At 52.3% G+C, this 19,352-nt stretch carries 17 protein-coding genes; 5 read left to right on the top strand and 12 right to left on the bottom strand.

All coding sequences use genetic code 11. The features are described 5' to 3' along the window. Positions 1 to 78: 78 nt before the first annotated feature. Positions 79 to 1,545: an IMP dehydrogenase gene (gene guaB, locus CLR69_RS00340; RefSeq protein WP_165324984.1), complete on the bottom strand. Its 1,467-nt coding sequence runs from the start codon at positions 1,543 to 1,545 to the stop codon at positions 79 to 81. Between the two features lie 171 nt (positions 1,546 to 1,716). Between guaB and xseA the strand changes: the two genes are divergently transcribed. From xseA to CLR69_RS00320, 3 genes are all read left to right on the top strand, one after another. Beyond that, on the top strand, positions 1,717 to 3,105 hold the full coding sequence (xseA, locus tag CLR69_RS00330; RefSeq protein WP_129711970.1) for an exodeoxyribonuclease VII large subunit: 1,389 nt from the start codon (positions 1,717 to 1,719) through the stop codon (positions 3,103 to 3,105). Between the two features lie 229 nt (positions 3,106 to 3,334). Further along, positions 3,335 to 4,378, top strand: a complete 1,044-nt coding sequence (locus CLR69_RS00325; protein WP_129705068.1) for a M4 family metallopeptidase — start codon at positions 3,335 to 3,337, stop codon at positions 4,376 to 4,378. Then, on the top strand, positions 4,375 to 4,719 hold the full coding sequence (locus CLR69_RS00320) for a protealysin inhibitor emfourin (protein WP_129711971.1): 345 nt from the start codon (positions 4,375 to 4,377) through the stop codon (positions 4,717 to 4,719). Before CLR69_RS00325 ends, CLR69_RS00320 begins: the two co-directional genes overlap by 4 nt. An 8-nt stretch (positions 4,720 to 4,727) precedes the next feature. Here the strand turns inward: CLR69_RS00320 and CLR69_RS00315 are convergent, their stop codons facing one another. The 11 genes from CLR69_RS00315 to ndk all read right to left on the bottom strand — a co-directional run bounded on the left by CLR69_RS00315 (position 4,728) and on the right by ndk (position 15,978). After that, positions 4,728 to 4,952, bottom strand: a complete 225-nt coding sequence (locus tag CLR69_RS00315) for a zinc ribbon domain-containing protein (RefSeq protein WP_129712062.1) — start codon at positions 4,950 to 4,952, stop codon at positions 4,728 to 4,730. A 48-nt stretch (positions 4,953 to 5,000) separates the two neighbouring features. Next, positions 5,001 to 5,960 carry an AEC family transporter gene (locus CLR69_RS00310; protein WP_129711972.1) on the bottom strand — a complete coding sequence of 320 codons (960 nt, stop codon included), beginning with the start codon at positions 5,958 to 5,960 and terminating at the stop codon, positions 5,001 to 5,003. A gap of 92 nt (positions 5,961 to 6,052) precedes the next feature. Continuing rightward, entirely contained in the window at positions 6,053 to 7,540 is a 1,488-nt protein-coding gene (gene der, locus CLR69_RS00305; protein WP_129705062.1) for a ribosome biogenesis GTPase Der, read from the bottom strand. Between the two features lie 144 nt (positions 7,541 to 7,684). Further along, entirely contained in the window at positions 7,685 to 8,866 is a 1,182-nt protein-coding gene (gene bamB, locus CLR69_RS00300; RefSeq protein ID WP_129711973.1) for an outer membrane protein assembly factor BamB, read from the bottom strand. A 10-nt stretch (positions 8,867 to 8,876) separates the two neighbouring features. Then, positions 8,877 to 9,497: a YfgM family protein gene (locus CLR69_RS00295; protein ID WP_129711974.1), complete on the bottom strand. Its 621-nt coding sequence runs from the start codon at positions 9,495 to 9,497 to the stop codon at positions 8,877 to 8,879. 13 nt (positions 9,498 to 9,510) lie between these two features. Next, positions 9,511 to 10,785, bottom strand: a complete 1,275-nt coding sequence (gene hisS / locus CLR69_RS00290) for a histidine--tRNA ligase (protein ID WP_129711975.1) — start codon at positions 10,783 to 10,785, stop codon at positions 9,511 to 9,513. Positions 10,786 to 10,922: 137 nt separating this feature from the next. Then, the gene (gene ispG, locus CLR69_RS00285) at positions 10,923 to 12,044 is read right to left on the bottom strand and encodes a flavodoxin-dependent (E)-4-hydroxy-3-methylbut-2-enyl-diphosphate synthase (protein WP_129705054.1); all 1,122 of its coding nucleotides are present in this window, start codon (positions 12,042 to 12,044) and stop codon (positions 10,923 to 10,925) included. A gap of 40 nt (positions 12,045 to 12,084) precedes the next feature. Continuing rightward, positions 12,085 to 13,080: a cytoskeleton protein RodZ gene (rodZ, locus tag CLR69_RS00280; protein ID WP_129711976.1), complete on the bottom strand. Its 996-nt coding sequence runs from the start codon at positions 13,078 to 13,080 to the stop codon at positions 12,085 to 12,087. After that, complete coding sequence (pilW, locus tag CLR69_RS00275) at positions 13,070 to 13,831, bottom strand: type IV pilus biogenesis/stability protein PilW (RefSeq protein WP_129705050.1); 762 nt, start codon at positions 13,829 to 13,831, stop codon at positions 13,070 to 13,072. The genes rodZ and pilW overlap by 11 nt, the downstream gene beginning before the upstream one ends. Positions 13,832 to 14,020: 189 nt before the next feature. Then, positions 14,021 to 15,238 (bottom strand): dual-specificity RNA methyltransferase RlmN, encoded by a 1,218-nt coding sequence (gene rlmN, locus CLR69_RS00270; RefSeq protein ID WP_197730559.1) that lies wholly within the window; start codon positions 15,236 to 15,238, stop codon positions 14,021 to 14,023. 311 nt (positions 15,239 to 15,549) lie between these two features. Beyond that, positions 15,550 to 15,978, bottom strand: coding sequence for a nucleoside-diphosphate kinase (gene ndk / locus CLR69_RS00265; protein WP_014698955.1), 429 nt, complete (start codon positions 15,976 to 15,978; stop codon positions 15,550 to 15,552). Between the two features lie 359 nt (positions 15,979 to 16,337). Here ndk and CLR69_RS00260 point away from each other — a divergent pair, with 359 nt between their 5' ends. Continuing rightward, a complete protein-coding gene (locus CLR69_RS00260; protein ID WP_129705048.1) occupies positions 16,338 to 17,918 on the top strand; it encodes a PTS transporter subunit EIIC in 1,581 nt (526 codons plus the stop codon). Between the two features lie 13 nt (positions 17,919 to 17,931). Further along, positions 17,932 to 19,293, top strand: coding sequence for a 6-phospho-alpha-glucosidase (locus CLR69_RS00255; protein WP_129711977.1), 1,362 nt, complete (start codon positions 17,932 to 17,934; stop codon positions 19,291 to 19,293). The last annotated feature ends 59 nt before the right edge of the window (positions 19,294 to 19,352 follow it).

The following is a 19,352-nucleotide window of genomic DNA, read 5'->3' as shown; positions in this document are numbered from 1 at the left end:
AAGTAAACCCGGCGAATAGCCCTAAAAAGACAGGCAATAATACCGGGTTTATCGGGTTAAATCAGCCCGCAAATTACCTTATGAACCCATACGGTAGTTTGGTGACTCTTTAGTAATGGTAACGTCGTGAACGTGACTTTCCTGAATGCCCGCGCCGCTGATGCGTACAAACTCAGCCTGCGTGCGCAGCGCGTCGATAGTGGCGCAGCCGGTCAGTCCCATACAGGAACGCAAGCCGCCCATCTGCTGGTGAACGATCTCTTTCAGGCGGCCTTTGTAAGCTACACGGCCTTCAATACCTTCCGGCACCAGTTTGTCAGCGGCATTATCAGTCTGGAAGTAACGGTCTGACGAGCCTTTGGACATCGCGCCCAGTGAGCCCATACCGCGATAAGATTTGAATGAACGGCCCTGATACAGTTCGATCTCACCAGGGGATTCTTCCGTACCCGCCAGCATAGAACCGACCATGACACAGGCTGCGCCTGCTGCGATAGCTTTAGCGATGTCGCCAGAGAAACGGATACCGCCGTCGGCGATAACCGGAATACCTGTACCTTCCAGCGCTTCAACCGCATCGGAGATCGCCGTAATCTGCGGTACGCCCACGCCAGTAACGATACGGGTAGTACAGATAGAGCCAGGGCCGATACCCACTTTTACTGCGCTAACGCCTGCTTCAACCAGCGCTTTCGCACCTGCGCCCGTCGCGACGTTACCGCCGATGATTTCGAGATTCGGGTATTTAGCACGTGTTTCACGAATACGCTGCAATACGCCTTCGGAATGGCCGTGTGAGGAGTCGATCAGCAGTACGTCAACGCCTGCGGCAACCAGTGCATCAACACGCTCTTCGTTACCTGCACCAGCGCCAACCGCCGCGCCTACGCGCAGACGACCGTGTTCGTCTTTACAGGCGTTCGGTTTACGTTCTGCTTTCTGGAAATCTTTTACCGTGATCATGCCGATCAGGTGGAATGTGTCGTCAACGACCAGCGCTTTTTCGACGCGTTTTTCGTGCATCTTTTGCAGCACGACATCACGCGCTTCGCCTTCTTTAACGGTCACCAGACGCTCTTTCGGCGTCATGAACGCGCTAACCGGTTTTTCCAGATCGGTAACAAAACGCACGTCACGACCGGTAATGATACCGACCAGTTCGTTGTCTTTTGCTACAACAGGGTAACCCGCAAAGCCGTTACGCTCGGTCAGTTCTTTCATTTCACGCAGCGTCGTTTCTGGCGTCACCGTCTGTGGATCAACCACAACGCCGCTTTCATGTTTTTTCACGCGGCTAACTTCTTCAGCCTGACGCTCAATCGACATATTCTTGTGAATAAAGCCCAGACCGCCTTCCTGCGCCAGCGCAATGGCCAGGCCGGATTCGGTAACGGTATCCATCGCTGCGGACAGCATAGGGATATTCAGGCGGATGTTTTTCGTCAACTGCGTGGACAGATCGGCAGTGTTAGGCAGAACAGTAGAATGAGCGGGAACCAGGAGGACGTCGTCAAACGTCAGTGCTTCTTTAGCGATACGTAGCATGGGCAATATCTCACCAAGGTGGATGTAAGAATAGATAAAATATTGCCGTGGCATTATACAGAGCGTAATCGGTTGCCTCCAGCATTATTTTACTAAAATGCTTGATTACCTGTTCCAGGTAGGTAGTATCGATCAATTAAGTGACTGTTTTAAAATTTGATCTGGCTCACAATGTCTCAATTTCCCTCCTCTGCAATTTTTACCGTTAGCCGACTGAATCAGACGGTTAGACAACTGTTGGAAATGGAAATGGGCCAGATTTGGCTCTCCGGCGAAATCTCCAACCTTTCCCAGCCCTCATCCGGCCATTGGTATTTCACGCTAAAAGACGAGCGTGCGCAGGTGCGTTGCGCGATGTTCCGCACCAGCAACCGTAAAGTGACGTTCCGCCCACAAAACGGCCAGCAGGTTCTTATTCGTGCGAGCATTACGCTGTATGAACCCCGTGGTGACTATCAGCTACTGGCGGAAAGCATGCAGCCCGCTGGCGATGGCCTGTTACAGCAGCAGTTTGAACAGCTCAAACAGCGCCTCGCTGCCGAAGGGTTGTTCGACCAGCAGTTTAAGCAAGTGCTGCCCTCTCCTGCCAAGCAGGTCGGGGTGATTACGTCAGCTAGCGGTGCCGCCCTTCACGATATATTGCAGGTGTTACAGCGTCGCGATCCGTCACTGCCAGTGATCGTGTATCCCACGTCGGTGCAAGGTGCAGAGGCACCGCTACAAATTGTGCGTGCCATCGAGCTGGCTAACCAGAGAGATGAGTGTGACGTGTTAATTGTCGGGCGCGGCGGTGGTTCTCTGGAAGATCTCTGGAGCTTTAACGATGAGCGCGTAGCCCGTGCTATTTTCGCCAGTCGCATCCCTATCGTCAGCGCCGTCGGCCATGAGACTGATATCACCATCGCTGATTTCGTCGGCGATCTGCGTGCCCCTACGCCGTCCGCCGCTGCCGAGTTAGTGAGTCGTAACCAACTGGAACTGTTGCGTCAGATCCAGTCCCAGCGGCAGCGTCTGGAAATGGCGATGGATTATTACCTTGCCCAGTGCAACCGGGAATTTACCCGCCTGCACCATCGCTTGCAGCAGCAGCATCCGCAGCTCCGGCTGGCACGTCAGCAGGCTCAGTTGGTCAAATTGCGCCAGCGGCTAGATGACGCCATGCAGCAGCAGCTTCGGCAGACCTCGCGTCGAAGTGAACGCTTACAACAGCGCCTGATGCAACAGCAGCCGCAGACCCGTATTCATCGTGCACAACAGCGTTTACAGCAACTTAGCTATCAGATGCAGAGCGCGGTAGATCGTCAGTTGAATCAGAATAAGCAGAAACTGGGCATTGCCTGTTCGCGGCTGGAAGGCGTTAGCCCACTGGCAACGCTGGCACGCGGCTATAACGTCACCACAGCACCGGACGGTAAGGTGCTGAAAAACGTCGCGCAAATTACGCCTGGTGAGACGTTGAAAACCCGTTTGCAGGATGGCTGGGTGGAGAGTCAGGTCACGATGCTGGTTCCAAATCCAGGTTCTGTAAAAAAGCGGCGAAAATCTTCATCTAAGTCATAAAAATCGCGCGATTAGCATAAAATGCACGGTATGGGGATTTATCCTAAAACGACGGCAATCCCCCATTATCGCCCCTATCATCTGAACTATACTCATTTCCAACTCACTAAAATTTATGCCCGTCATACTTCAAGCTGCATGTCCGCTGTGAAGCAGATGGGATAACAATACAGTGAGCTTTATTGATCGTCTGTGTTACCCCTGATGAGCGTTTTCAAGGAGATGAGGTATGAAGTCCAGACCGATTTGCAGCGTGATCCCCCCTTATATTTTGCATCGTATTATTGCAAACGGCACAGACGAGCAGCGCCACTGCGCGCAACAAACGCTGATGCACGTTCAGTCATTAATGGTCAGCCATAATCCGCGCCCGGAACCTCATGAAAAATTACCTGCCGGGCAGGCACATCGCAGCATCCACGATGCTGAACAACAGCAACAGTTGCCGGGCAAGTTGGTTCGCGCTGAAGGTCAACCTAGCAACGGTGATGTCGCCGTCGATGAGGCCTATGACTATCTAGGCATAACCTATGACTTCTTCTGGAAGGTTTTCCAACGTAATTCGCTGGACGCTGAAGGGCTGACGCTGGCAGGCACAGTACATTACGGTCAGGATTACCAGAATGCCTTCTGGAACGGGCAGCAAATGGTATTTGGGGATGGCGACGGAAAAATTTTCAATCGCTTCACGATTGCGCTTGATGTGATTGCGCACGAACTCGCTCACGGCATCACCGAACATGAAGCGGGGTTGATTTATTTCCGCCAGTCCGGTGCGCTCAATGAATCGCTATCTGACGTCTTTGGTTCCATGGTCAAACAGTATCATTTAGGGCAAACCGCGGAGCAGGCCGACTGGTTTATCGGGGCAGAACTTCTGGCAGACGGTATCCATGGTATGGGACTGCGTTCTATGTCTCATCCGGGCACCGCGTATGACGATGAGTTGTTAGGCATCGATCCTCAACCTTCTCACATGAGCGAGTATGTCAACACCCGTGAAGACAACGGCGGCGTACACTTGAACTCAGGTATTCCCAACCGAGCATTCTACCTGACCGCCATCGCGTTAGGCGGCCATTCCTGGGAAAAAGCGGGTCAAATCTGGTACGACACGCTGTGTGATAAGTCACTGCCACAAAATGCGGATTTCGAGATTTTTGCACGCCATACCATCCAACATGCCGCTAAGCGTTTTAACAACACCGTTGCCGACATCGTCATGCAGTCGTGGGAAACGGTGGGCGTGGAGGTTCGTCAGGAATTCTTATGAAGACGCTGCCGGAGCTCAACGAAGACGCCATCATTGAGCTGGCGCGTGAAGGGGGATTTGCCTTTATCCCCAAGCTGGCGGGGCCGCGTCGCTTCGCACTCGCCAGCGTACCGTCATCAGAACGGGAGCGCATTTGTAATGCGATCCGTAACGCTTTTCCTCAGGCTCGCGACCCCGGAGAACCAGATGGCCCAGGGCGTGGCGACCAGTTCTATTACCGCATCCACATCAGCTACAGTCACCCGCAGCAGAATAACTATGCCGATGTTATCTTGCTGATCCCGGAAGACCGAGCGCCGCCAGAGCTAACCGAGCTGTGGCGCAACGGTGCACAAGAGTAACAATAGGATTAATCGGCGGGTATATAGCGGAACACCACTCGCCGTTTGGAAATCATCCCGTGCTGCTGGCAGAAGTAATCCACCGCGCCACAGGCTTTCAGTTCTTGAAGCAAGTGCTTACATTCAGGACATTCGGCCTCACGCAGATAGTGCTGTTGACAGTCAGCGCATAGGAACGATCCATCAGTCTGCCACGTCATCGTGCTGTGACAATCAGGACAAAACACATCCATATTTCCCTCCATTGCTGTTGCCTGCGACTCACTAACTGCTATCAGGCATTAAATAACGCTGAGCGAACGTAACACATACAGCCCAACGGCAATCATGAAAAATGCACCAACCGTCGTCAACCCGATGATATTCGCCGCCAGCGTAGCGTTTCCGCCCATTGCACGCGTCATAGCATAGCTACCCGCTGCGGTTGGCGTTGAGGAAAACAGGAAAATAATTCCCAGCTCAACGCCGCGAAAACCGACAAGCCATCCACCCAACGTGAGAAGCCCTGGTACAACGAATATCTTCGCCACGGAAGACAACACGGCCACATTGGACGAACGAAACATACTGCGCCACTCCAGACTGGCACCTGCGCATAACAGTGCCAACGGTAACGCCATAGAGGAGATAAAGCCGCCAGTTTGCTTAATCACGCCTGGCATCGGCAGATGGCTTTGCCCATAGGCCGCCCCGAGAAGCAGGCCAATAATCAGCGGATTTGTCACAATGCCCCGCAGCAGTTGGCTTACAGGGATTTTTTGCTCAGGGGATTGCCGCTGCAAGCTGCGCGTCAGCGTAATAACGGACAATGCGTTAAACATAATGACCGTTACCATCAAATACATGGACCCTATAGCAACGCCCTCTTCACCATAGGCGCTCATCGCAAAAGCCAGCCCCATCACACCAGTATTCGAACGGAATCCCCCTTGCACAAAGATGCCACGTTCCTTTGGATCCCTAACTAACCTCACTGCCGCGATTTCCAGAAGCAGAAATGTCGCTAATGTTCCTACCGTACCATAAACCACGAGCGGCCACTGGCTTGCGAAAGACGAGTGATTGCCTGCAACACTAAAAAACAACAGGCAGGGAAGAGAAAGGTTGAATACAACCCGCATTGCCGTATCACAAAACGCATCATTAAGGAGATTAAACTTGCGTAACGCGATACCAATCAACAACATAATTACATTAGGCATCGTGACGTTGAATGCAAAACTCCAGGTTTCCCAGGACATGACTTTCCTTGATTATTATTGGTTTTGTTAACTACAGTTCGTTTCGTCTCTGACAAAACGGGGCGAATATTGCTATTCGCCCCGTTAATAAATCACTTACTTTTTTTGAGATGCGACATCAACCGCTTACGCTTGCGTAGCTGGTTTGGCGTCAGCGTATTACGCTTGTCTGCGAAAGGGTTTTCCCCTTCTTTAAACTGGATACGAATCGGCGTACCCATCACTTCCAGCGAACGACGATAGTAGTTCATCAGGTAGCGCTTGTAAGAATCCGGCAGATCTTTCACCTGATTACCGTGAATCACCACAATCGGCGGGTTATAGCCACCGGCGTGCGCATATTTCAGCTTCACGCGACGACCGCGCACCAGCGGCGGTTGGTGATCGTCTGCCGCCATTTGCATCACGCGAGTCAGCATCGCCGTACTTACACGGCGAGTTGCGCAAGAATAGGCTTCGGTAACCGACTCAAACAGGTTACCTACGCCGCTGCCGTGCAGCGCAGAAATGAAGTGAATGCGGGCAAAATCGATAAAGCCGAGACGCAGATCCAGCGTATCTTTCACCTGTTCACGCACTTCCTGCGATAGACCATCCCATTTGTTCACCACGATCACCAGTGAGCGCCCACTATTGAGGATAAAGCCCAGCAGCGAGAGATCCTGATCGGAAATGCCTTCACGCGCATCGATAACCAGCAACACCACGTTGGCATCTTCAATCGCCTGCAACGTCTTGATGACGGAGAATTTTTCTACCGTTTCCGTCACTTTGCCGCGCTTACGCACCCCAGCGGTATCAATCAGAATATATTCACGTTCATCGCGTACCATCGGAATGTAGATACTGTCACGCGTCGTGCCCGGCATGTCGTACACCACCACACGCTCTTCACCCAAAATACGGTTAGTCAGCGTGGATTTCCCCACATTCGGACGCCCGACAATCGCCAGTTTGATCGGCAGATCTTCAGGATTGAAATCGTCTTCGGCTTCTTCTTCGCTGGCCTGTTCTTCCGCTTCTAACGCCGCCCAGTAAGCCGCGTTCTCTTCTTCTTCGGTTAACTCGACAGGCTCTTCTATTTCATCTTGTACAAACGGCAACAGAACCGTTTCCAGCAGAGACGTCACGCCACGGCCATGAGATGCCGCAATTGCGTAGACTTCGCCCATACCGAGCGAGTAAAAATCTGCCGTAACCATATCCGGGTCAAGGCCATCGGTTTTGTTCGCGACCAGCACCGTCGTCTTTTTACGGCTGCGCAGATGCTTGGCAATGCCTTCATCCGCAGGCATCAATCCCGCGCGAGCATCGACCATAAACAGCACAATGTCCGCCTCTTCGATCGCCACCAGCGATTGACCGGCCATGCGCGTTTCCACACCGTCTTCCGTACCATCGATCCCACCGGTATCGACGATAATAAATTCATGCCCTTCCACTTCTGCACGACCATACTTGCGGTCACGAGTCAGCCCTGGGAAATCCGCCACCAATGCATCACGAGTGCGCGTTAAGCGGTTAAATAGCGTGGATTTCCCCACATTCGGGCGCCCGACCAGCGCGACGACAGGTATCATTGTTACAACCTCATTACTTATATTTCAATACGTTACAGCGAAACACTCGCTGACGATAAAAAGACGAAACGGCCCCTGATAGTGTCAGGAGCCGTTATGGGAACGCATCCAAAAGCGCTGCGCTCCAAATCAATACGGTATTACTTAGCGAGTGAACGCGTAGACATCACCGTTTTTCGCCTGAATCAGCAGCTTGTCGCTGGCAACCACAGGCTTGCTCAGGAAACCAGAGCTATCCACTTTTTGCTGTACCACGAAACGACCATCTGACGTATTCAGCCAGTGCAGGTACCCTTCGGTATCACCCACAACCAGATAACCGTTATACAGTGCCGGAGCCGTTAAGTTACGGTGCAGCAGATCGCTTTGACGCCACAGGCTCACGCCACCGTTGGTGTTCAATGCAACAACGCGATCGTCCTGATCGACCAGATAAATGCGATCTCCATCGATGATGAAATCATGCACTGAACCCAGTTCACGCTTCCACAGAACCTGACCAGACCGTAGATCCAGCGCAGTCATGTTGCCATTATATCCCAACGCGTAGACCACTTCGCCCGCAACAACGGGCGTTGTATCAACATCGTTCAGACGATCGATTTCGGTTGCGCCGCTCGGCTGTGAAATACGCTGTTGCCAGATGAGCTGACCCTGATTGATCATCACGGCATTCACACGACCGTTGTCACCACCGACAATCGCCGCACCAAATGCGGTTGTCGGTGCAGATTCACCGCGCAGAGACAGCGTCGGCATATCCAGGTTAACGCTCCACTTAATTGCGCCATCCGCTTCATTCAAGGCCTGCAACATACCGTTGCTGGTGTGAATCAATACAACACCATCGCTAACGACAGGGCGAGACAGCGCTTCACCAGCCACTTTCGTCTGCCACACTGGCGTACCATCTTCCGCATTCAGCGCATAGACCTGCGCCTTTTCGCTGCCGACATAAACATGGTTACCAGAAACCGTTACCCCGCCTGACAGCAGCGCCGGATTATTGCGAGAGAAGAAATTGGTCTTCTCTGACAGATCGGCGCGCCAAATCTCTTTGCCATCACTCAGATCCATGGCTTTCACGGTGCCACGACGATCGGCAGCAAAAACGCGATTATCCTGCCATGCCGGGTGAAGGTTGGAATAAAACTCACCAATCCCACTCCCAACCGAGCTGTTCCACACCTTGGTTGGCGTGAACTGGTTTTCCACTTTCGGCAGTGGAGACATCGTGACAACATCTTCTTCGCTGTTAAACAGCGAGCATCCGCTCAGCAGGGCAACAGAAACCAGTCCTACCAACAGTGTTTTACGCAATTGCATGGAATTCCTCTTAGCTGGACAGGTTATTCAGTTTCATGCGCAGTAACGCTTGCTGTGCCTGCGATGGATTGGAAGACAACCCTTTGTTGTACGCATCACGCGCAGCCTGATTGTCACCTTTGCTCACCAAAATATCGCCACGCACTTCCGCTGCCTGTGACGCCCAGCCTTCCAGTTTAATGGCATCCAACGTTTTCAGCGCGTCATCCGCTTTGTTTTCCTGTAGCTGAACCCGCGCCAGACGCAGATTCACCACCGCCAGCAGGTCGGCATCTTTAGTTTGCGACTGTGCCTGCACCAACTGCTGTGCTGCTTTAGCGAAATCTTTCTGATCAACGTAATGACGAGCCAGTTCCAGAGAAGCCAGCGCACCATAGGTATTCTTATTCTCAGCGGTAAATTTCTCTGTTGAAGCAATGGCTTCAGCTTTGCCTTCGGCCAGTTGCTCCGTCACCTGCTGATAAGACGCTGACGCCGCCTGCACGCTGTCATTTTGATGACTTTGCCAGAAACGCCAGCCAACCAGTGCGCCAACGCCCAACACAACACCGACAACTAACGCCTTTCCATTCTCCGCGAGGAAACGACGTAGTGCATCAACCTGTTCATTCTCTGTGGTATAGACTTCCACGGTGTCTCTCTCCTCAATCCAGTAACGTTGCCAGCCGCGATGCGACGTCGGCCTGTGCCAATGTATCCTGCTCGCCATTACTCAGGTTCTTAACCACAACCTGACCGGCCGCCACTTCATTTTCGCCTAATACCAATGCGACGCGTGCGCCCCATTTATCAGCGCGGGCGAATTGTTTCTTAAAGTTGCCACCACCATAGTTGGTCATCAATTTCAACTGCGGCAGCGCATCACGTAATTTCTCCGCCAACTGCATTGCGGCAACCTGCGTTCCCGCACCGGAAGAAATCAGATAAGCATCTACGCCTGATTGTGCTTTGAAATCCGGGTTCACAGACTGAACCAACAGAACCAGACGCTCCAGCCCCATCGCAAAACCGACCGCTGGTGTCGCGTGTCCGCCCAGTTGTTCTACCATACCATCATAACGCCCACCGGCACAGACCGTGCCCTGAGCACCCAGACTGGTCGTCACCCACTCAAATACGGTGCGGTTATAGTAATCCAAACCACGGACCAGACGCGGATTAACGGTATATGGGATACCAGACTGCGTTAAAAGTTCACCCAATGACTCAAAGTGTTCACGCGATTCGTCATCTAGGTAGTCCGTCAGCACCGGCGCGTCATTTAGCAACGCTTGGATCTGTGGATTTTTCGTATCCAGAACGCGCAACGGATTGGTGTACATCCGGCGCAAGCAGTCTTCATCGAGCTGATCTTTATGCTGTTCGAGGAACGCGACCAACGCTTCGCGATAGCGGGCACGCGCGTCTAATGAACCAATCGAGTTCAGTTCCAGCTTCACATGATCGGCGATGCCCAGCACTCGCCACCAGCGGGCTGTCATCAGGATCAGTTCGGCATCAATATCCGGCCCTTGCAGACCAAAAACTTCACAGCCCAACTGATGAAACTGGCGATAGCGCCCTTTCTGCGGGCGCTCGTAGCGAAACATCGGGCCGACATACCAGAGCCGCTGTTCCTGATTATAGAGAATACCGTGCTCAATACCGGCGCGGACACAGCCTGCCGTCCCTTCCGGGCGCAGCGTCAAGCTATCGCCATTGCGATCGTCAAAGGTATACATCTCTTTTTCGACGACATCGGTCACTTCACCAATAGCGCGCTTAAACAGCGGAGTTTGCTCGACAATAGGCAAACGAATTTCATTATAACCGTAGCCACTGAGCACCTGTTTCAGGCTGTTTTCAATACGCTGCCACAATGCCGTTTCGGCTGGCAGGTAATCGTTCATGCCGCGAATGGCTTGAATATTTTTTGCCACGTCAGTTCTCTATGCGTTTTTCAAAAAATAAACCCGATTATAAAGGGATTGTCGTCGCATCTTCAATGCGGGGCATCCCCATCGGGTTCAGGAATCGTGAATGATGCAGGTGACGGAATACCGTCACGCCGTCAGGGTTACTTATCCACCAGATTGACGGTAATACGCTGATTTTCGTCCATCATGGAGGCTTTCGCACGGATTTTGGCTTCTAACTGATCGATCATCTGTTCGTTATCGAAGCGCTCTCTCTGCCGCACGCCGTCTTCATAGAAGCCGCTCTTATTGTGCCCACCCGTGACACCAATAGTAGACACCAGCGCTTCACCGGGGCCATTCACCACGCAACCGATAATCGAAACGTCCATTGGCGTGATGAGATCTTCCAGCCTTTGCTCCAGCGCGTTCACCGTACCGATCACGTCAAATTCCTGACGAGAGCAGGTCGGGCAAGCAATAAAGTTGATTCCGCGAGCACGAATACGCAGTGACTTCAGGATATCGAAGCCAACTTTCACTTCTTCAACCGGATCGGCCGCCAACGAGATACGCAGCGTGTCGCCAATACCTTCAGACAGCAGCAGACCGAGACCGATAGCCGACTTCACCGCACCGCTACGTGCACCACCCGCTTCGGTGATACCAAGGTGCAACGGCTGATCGATACGTGAAGCCAGCAGGCGATAGGATTGCACGGCGAGGAAAACATCCGAGGCTTTAACGCTGACTTTAAACTGATCGAAATTCAGGCGGTCGAGGATATCAACATGGCGCATCGCCGATTCCAGCAACGCTTCCGGCGTCGGTTCGCCGTATTTTTCCTGCAAATCTTTTTCCAGCGAACCGCCGTTAACACCAATGCGGATCGGGATATTGTTGTAACGCGCACAGTCGACAACCGAGCGAATACGCTCTTCGTTACCAATATTACCGGGGTTGATACGTAGGCAATCGACACCGTATTCCGCGACTTTCAGCGCGATGCGGTAGTCGAAATGAATGTCGGCGACGAGCGGGACATTCACCTGCTGTTTGATAAGTTTAAAGGCTTCCGCCGCTTCCATAGTCGGCACGGAAACGCGGACGATATCGACGCCAACACGTTCCAGCGCTTTGATTTGATTGACGGTTGCTTCAACGTCGGTGGTTCGGGTGTTGGTCATGGATTGCACCGCAATCGGCGCACCATCACCAACAGGCACCTTGCCGACGTAAATCCGTGTTGATTTTCGACGGGTTATGGGTGCTGCGTTATGCATTACTTCATCTCCAACATTGCAATCTTACCTGGACAACACGTTATTCTGCGGTCAACGTCAGGCGTGCAACCTGACTGCTGCGCACAAATCGGCTTAAATCGACCGACTTACCTTGAAATTGAATCTGTACCGCAGCAGGTGCACCAATTTTAAGTTTATAGGGTGACTGACCATCCAGATTCAGCGTGCCGCCATTACGCTGCATGCCGCTAAACAGTTTCTTACCGCTAGCATCCGTGACTTCCAACCAGCAATCGGCCGTGAAGGTCATCACCAATGCATGAGTAGCAGAGGCCTGATTACTATCCGCTACCGTAGCAGTTGGTGCAACAGCCCCGGCGCCCAACAAGGCATTACCCGCAGCCTGCGGCTGTGTAGCGTTCGCCTGTGAAGGTGATGGGCTAGATGGCGTAGCAGACGCTGTGGTTGTGGAAGAAGGCGTTGAAGGTGTTGCCGTGACAGTCGAAGAAAGATCGACTGGCGTTGAGGAAGGCGTTGCAGCAGAGCCTGATGTCGCCGTTTCCTGCGCTGCGCTGTTGTCCATCAAAGGAACGGACTGCCCTTCCGTTTGCGCCTGCATCGAGCTGGCGTGATCGACCATGCTGTTGATCTCTGCCTGCTGAGCCTGATGGTTTTGCCACCACCACGCGCCCGTCAGCCCCAGAACAACCAGCACGACCAGCCAGGTGATTGTCATCAGCCAGCCATCACGCTTTTTGCGACTTTTTTTCAGCGAAAAACTCTGCATCGGCGAGACCGAGATCGTTTTAGGTACGGCCTGTTTATCCACGATGGGAAGCAGCTCATCTTCGGGTAAATGAACCAGCTTGGCATAAGAACGGATATAGCCGCGCAGAAAAGTCGGCGCTAAATCGGCAGGGGTCGTACCGTCTTCGATATCACGAACGGTGGTGATTTTAAGGCACAAACGCTCGGCAATAATTTGCTGACTTAGCCCAAGGCGTTCACGCGCCTCACGCAGACGTTCACCGGGTAGTTTTGCTTCTGTTGTATCTTGGGTGGTTTCAGTATTCATTAGCTAAGAAATGCTGGTACTGTTTAGATTGTGGAAAACTTCGCGCCAGCACGTTGCCATAACGTTCTTTATCGCCATCATGGCCCGCTAACGCGGCGAAACGAATCTGTAACCATAAGCTTTCGGCACTGGCCGGAAGAATATGCTGATAAACATCAAGCAGCAGCCGCGTTTGCTCATTTTTCCCGGCAGAAAACTGTTTGTTCGCTTCTGCCAGCAAAGCACTGCCTTTCGTCGGATCATACTTCAGCGCCCGACGTAATAAATTGCGCGCGTCTTCAGTCTGTCCAGCATTGAAAAAGCAGTATCCCGCATTTTCCAACGCATCAGCAACCTGACTGTAATCAGGAAGTTGTGCAGCCGCACTAAACTGTCGCTGCGCCGCTACATACTGCCCTAAACTACACAGAAACGCACCGTAATTATTCATGACGCTGCCATTTTCCGGCGCCATGTTCAACACATGCTGATAACGTTGTTCGGCCAGGCGGTTTTCACCTATCCGTTGCTCGTAAAGCGCCATACCCAACTGTGTTCGATAATCCTGCGGCGCTATCGCCACCGCCTTCTCAAGATTCTGCCGAGCCGAATCCAGATTATTGTGCGCCAGATACGTCAGACCAAGCTGTAAGCGGGTTTGGGCGACCGCTGGATTTGTCGTTTCCTGAGGCGAATGTACACACCCCACCAGCTGCAACATCGCAAACAGGCCACTCAGCCAATACATTCTCTGTGATAAAGGTTTCGCCATCCCTGTTCCCCTACTTTGTCGTCCTTGCCAAAGAGGTTACCTGAATATGAACAGAGTGGCAGTCGTACCTGACAACGACGCGGCGCGCTTCGCAATTTGCTCTCATTTTCCCTGCAAACTACGTTGGTGAAACAACATCAGCGGCAGAGGCTGGGTTAACACAGAAGCGTTAACCCACGCCATTCGTTATCAGACCGCTTTCACCGTGATAGGTTCACCCGCCATTTTCTTCTTCAATGTACGTTTGGTTCTATCCACCACTTCACCCGCCAATTGACCACAGGCAGCATCAATGTCATCCCCACGGGTTTTACGTACGATCGTCGTGAAGCCGTACTCCATCAGCACCTTGGAGAAACGATCAACGCGGCTGTTTGAGCTACGGCCATACGGTGCGCCGGGGAACGGGTTCCACGGAATCAGGTTGATCTTGCATGGTGTATCTTTCAGGCATTCAGCCAGTTGATGCGCATGTTCGGTGCCATCATTGATATGGTCCAACATCACATACTCAACGGTCACGCGGCCCTGATTTGCATTGGATTTTTCCAGATAGCGGCGTACCGCACTCAGGAACATCTCGATATTGTATTTTTTGTTGATCGGCATGATTTCGTTGCGAATGTCGTCGGTCGGCGCATGCAGTGAAATCGCCAGCGCAACATCTATCATATCGCCCAGCTTGTCCAATGCAGGTACAACGCCTGACGTGGACAGCGTCACGCGACGCTTCGACAAACCAAAGCCGAAATCATCCAGCATGATTTCCATCGCTGGCACCACATTAGTGAGATTCAGCAACGGCTCGCCCATTCCCATCATCACCACGTTAGTGATCGGGCGCTGGCCGGTAACTTTAAACGCACCGATGATCTTCGCCGCACGCCACACCTGACCAATGATTTCCGATACGCGCAGGTTACGGTTAAAGCCCTGCTGTGCCGTTGAGCAGAATTTGCACTCTAGCGCACAGCCAACCTGGGACGATACGCACAGCGTGGCGCGATCTTCCTCTGGAATATAAACCGTTTCGACCCGCTGGCCGCCCACCAGAATCGCCCACTTAATGGTGCCATCGGAAGAGCGCTGCTCGTCCACCACTTCAGGTGCGCGAATTTCAGCGATTTCCTGCAATTTGGAACGGAAGACTTTGTTGATATCCGTCATCTGATTGAAGTCATCACAGCAGTAGTGATACATCCATTTCATGACCTGATCGGCGCGGAACGGCTTCTCTCCCATCGACATGAAGAGGTCGCGCATTTGCTGACGGTTAAGATCCAGCAGATTAATTTTTTCCGCACTGGTTTTGACGGATTGAGAGGCATCAGCAGACGCCGGAGAGAATTCAGACACGGTTGGCTCGGATACGGTTGTTGTAGATGAGGCAATTGTAGATGCGGTCATTTCAGACACGATGATTTCAGACGCGATTTGCTTAGACATTGTAAATCCTGGCCTCGTTGTTACACGTTATGGCGCTAAAAAAGAAGGTGGAGTTCGATGGTAATGACCAAAGAAACGCCCCGGACAAGTGCAGGCTCATCCGGGGCGCAGCATTGTACAAAGTTTAAAACAGGTAAGCTACTATCACCGCTTTTTTTCTGTGCCATCACGTCAACGGAACGCACCGACACTAATGAAAAAAAGCAATATCACAAGCGATTACCTGTTATCACGCACAAAAACGCATCATGCGTGATTACGCGTAGGCAAAATTACGCGCGTGGGCAGATTTCGTCGTCGCTGAAGAAATAAGCGATTTCACGCTGAGCGGACTCGATAGAATCAGAGCCGTGCACCGCGTTCGCCGTGAAGCTGTCCGCGTAATCGGCGCGCAGCGTTCCTGCCAGTGCGTTGGCTGGGTTCGTTGCACCCATGATGTCACGGTTACGTTGAACGGCATTTTCACCTTCCAGCGCCTGTACCATGATCGGGCCAGACATCATGAATTCAACCAGGCCGTCAAAGAACGGCTTGCCTTTATGCTCAGCGTAGAAACCTTCTGCTTGCTCACGGCTCAGACGCAGCATTTTAGCCGCAACGATGGTAAAACCTGCGCTTTCAAAACGTGCGTAAATCGCACCGATGGCATTCTTGGCAACCGCATTAGGTTTTACGATGGAGAAGGTACGTTCTATCGTCATATTGACCTCATTAACTAAACTGTCAGATTGCAGCCGGATTATAAGAATTGTCTACCCGACCAGTGAAAGTGGCGCAGATTATAAGGGTAGCTACCTTTAATGCCCACCAAGGAAATAACATTTTATTAAAAAAATATTACCTCTTATTTTCTCTTCGTTAACGATTCCACATTGCACTTTTTCGTCCCCCATAGCCTCTACGCTGAATGTAACAAATCATCGGCGATCACAGTTCTGAAGGTTACTTGTAACGTTATAGGTTATTTGTTTTTAAAACAACAAGATAACTGGAACCTTTCTGGCATTCGCTGCTAGCCTTGCTGCTGTACCCACCATAATGGCCAGTAAGAGGGCTGATAATGAAAAGAGCGGTCAACGCATTACAAAATTTCGGCAAGTCCCTGTATGGGCCAGTGCTGATACTCCCGATTGTCGGGTTATTCATCGCATTTGGGAATGTGTTCGGTAACGGTAACTTAGCGGGCTATGTCCCTTTACTCAATCACCCCTTGATTCAGGATTTTGGTCAACTGGTTTCCAAATCTGCCGTGGCGATCTTGGCTAATTTGGCGCTGGTGTTCGCCGTCGGGATTCCAATCGGGCTGGCGAAACGCGACAAGGGTTATGCCGCACTGATCGGTCTGGTGATGTTCATCATCTTCATTAATGCCATGAATATCACACTGCAATTGCAGGGAAAACTCGTGCCAACCGCCGAGATGCGCCCTGCTGGGCAAGGAATGGTTCTGGGCGTTCAGGTGCTGGAAATGGGTGTTTTTGCCGGTATTCTGATCGGTGGGTTCGCTGGCTACCTGTACAACCGCTATTCCAGTAAACAGTTTAACGGCGTTATGGCGATCTATTCCGGTCACTGCTTCGTCGCCATTCTGGTTATTCCATTAGCGATTGCGCTGGGCTTTGCGATGAGCGCCCTGTGGCCGTTTGCTCAACACGGCATTACCTGGCTGGCCTTCGCCATCAAAGGTGCTGGCCCTGTCGGCATCGCAATTTATGGTTTTCTGGAACGCGTTCTGATTCCTACCGGACTACACCATCTGGTCTATACCCCGTTCCTGTACACCGAACTGGGCGGAACCGCCGAGGTATGCGGCAAGCTGTATCAGGGCGCACGCAACATCTATTTTGCTGAAATGGCCTGTCAGGACGTCAAACAACTGAGCTCAACCGTGGTCTGGGATGCGCGCGGCATCAGTAAAATGTTTGGTTTGACTGCCGCCGCATTGGCGATGTACGTCACAGCGAAGCCAGAAAAACGCCTGGCGGCGAAAGCCATTCTGATTCCTGCCGCTTTTACCTCTTTCTTACTGGGCGTCACCGAGCCGCTGGAGTTTTCCTTCCTGTTCGTCGCCCCAATGCTGTTTGCCGTTCATGCCGTACTCACGGGCATAGGCATGATGCTGTTCTCCATCATGGGCGTGCACGCGATTGGTGCCAACGGCGTCATCGACTTCCTGCTCTATAACCTGCCGCTGGGCATCGAGAAATCCAACTGGCCGATGTATATCGCGGTTGGACTGACCATGTCGGTAATTTACTTCTTCGTCTTCCGCTTCCTGATTCTGTATTTCGACATGCCAACACCAGGGCGTGAAACCGATGAGGAAGAGACGCGGCTTTACTCAAAAACCGAATATCAGTCCAAGACCGAGAATCAGGCGAAAACGCAGGATGCGATGAAAGGTGATACTCAGCCTGTCGGGGCCACCATCATCGCGGGGCTAGGCGGCAAAACCAATATCGAGGTGGTGGATAACTGCTACACCCGCCTGCGAGTCACGCTCATCGACCCGGCTTTGGTAGACGAACAACAGCTTAAGAACACCGGTGCGAAAGCCGTTATCCGACAGGGTAACAACGTACAGGTGGTTTACGGACTTCACGTCAAAACTATACGCGAAGCAGTTGAAAACGCGCTTTAACAGGAGACTGACCATGACGAAACCCCCATTCATTCTGACGATTGCCGGTGGCGGCAGCACCTATACCCCAGGCATCGTAAAAAGTCTGATGGTACGTCTCGCGGATTTCCCGCTGGCAGAGATTCGTTTGTATGACATCGACGGCCAACGGCAGGACATCATCGCACCGGTGGTGGAAAAGGTGATTCGCGACCACAGTGATAGCATTATCTTTAGCGTCACGACGGACGCAGAGACCGCGTTTACCGGTGCTCACTTTGTCTTTGCACAGATGCGCGTCGGCCAATACAAGATGCGCGAACAGGACGAGAAAATTCCACTGCGCCACGGCGTCGTCGGGCAGGAAACCTGTGGCCCCGGCGGTCTGGCTTACGGACTGCGTACTATTCTGCCGATGGCCGAGCTGATCGATCTGGTTGAACGCTATGCCCATAAAGAAGCGTGGATCGTCAATTACTCCAACCCTGCCGCGATTGTTGCCGAAGGCGTTCGTCGTCTGCGTCCTAACGCCCGCGTGCTGAATATTTGCGACATGCCGGTTGCTGCGATGCGTAATATCGCGGCCGTGCTGGGCGTTGATCGTCACGACATCACTGTGGACTATTTCGGGCTGAATCACTTTGGCTGGTTTACCCGTGTGCTGGTCGACGGTGTCGATCGTATGCCGGAACTGCGAGAACACATCGCCCGCTACGGCCTGTTGACCGCCGATGCCGCCGACACCGATCCGCAACACGCCGATCCGTCATGGGTGAAAACATGGCGTAACATCAAACCAATCATGGATCATTTCCCAGAGTTCGTGCCGAATCCGTATTTGCAGTATTACCTGATGCCTAACCAAATCGTTGAACATCAGGATCCTGACTACACACGCGCCAACGAAGTGATGGACGGACGTGAGAAGAAACTGTTTGCGGCCGCTGCCAGCTACAAAGAAACCGGTATTCTGCCGGATGCGTTCCACGTTGGCGTACACGGTTCGTTCATCGTTGATGTTGCCTGCTCGCTGGCGTTCGATCTCCGCCAGCGCCATTTGGTCATTGTCGAAAATAAAGGTGCCATCGCCAATCTGCCTTACGATGCGATGGTGGAAGTCCCAGCTTATATTACCGCGCAAGGGCCAGAACCGGTGCGAATGGGGAATGTACCGCAGTTCCATCGTGCCTTGCTGGAGCAGCAGTTAGCGTCTGAGCAGCTACTGGTAGAAGCGACGCTTGAAGGCAGCTACGAGAAGGCGTTGCAGGCATTTACCCTGAACCGTACCGTGCCAACAATGCAGCACGCCAAAGCGATTCTGGATGACATGATCGAGGCCAATCAGGATTACTGGCCGCAATTAAAACAAGCATATAGAGACGGTATTGCCCAATAATCTGCGACTTGTCGGATTAAGGAAAATCGCTGACAATGAATCTATCATTGCACATCAAT

The organism is Pectobacterium zantedeschiae (assembly GCF_004137795.1).
Taxonomy (GTDB): Bacteria; Pseudomonadota; Gammaproteobacteria; order Enterobacterales; family Enterobacteriaceae; genus Pectobacterium; species Pectobacterium zantedeschiae.
Note: the sequence above shows the minus strand (reverse complement) of the source record. Positions and strands in the feature narration are given on the sequence as shown.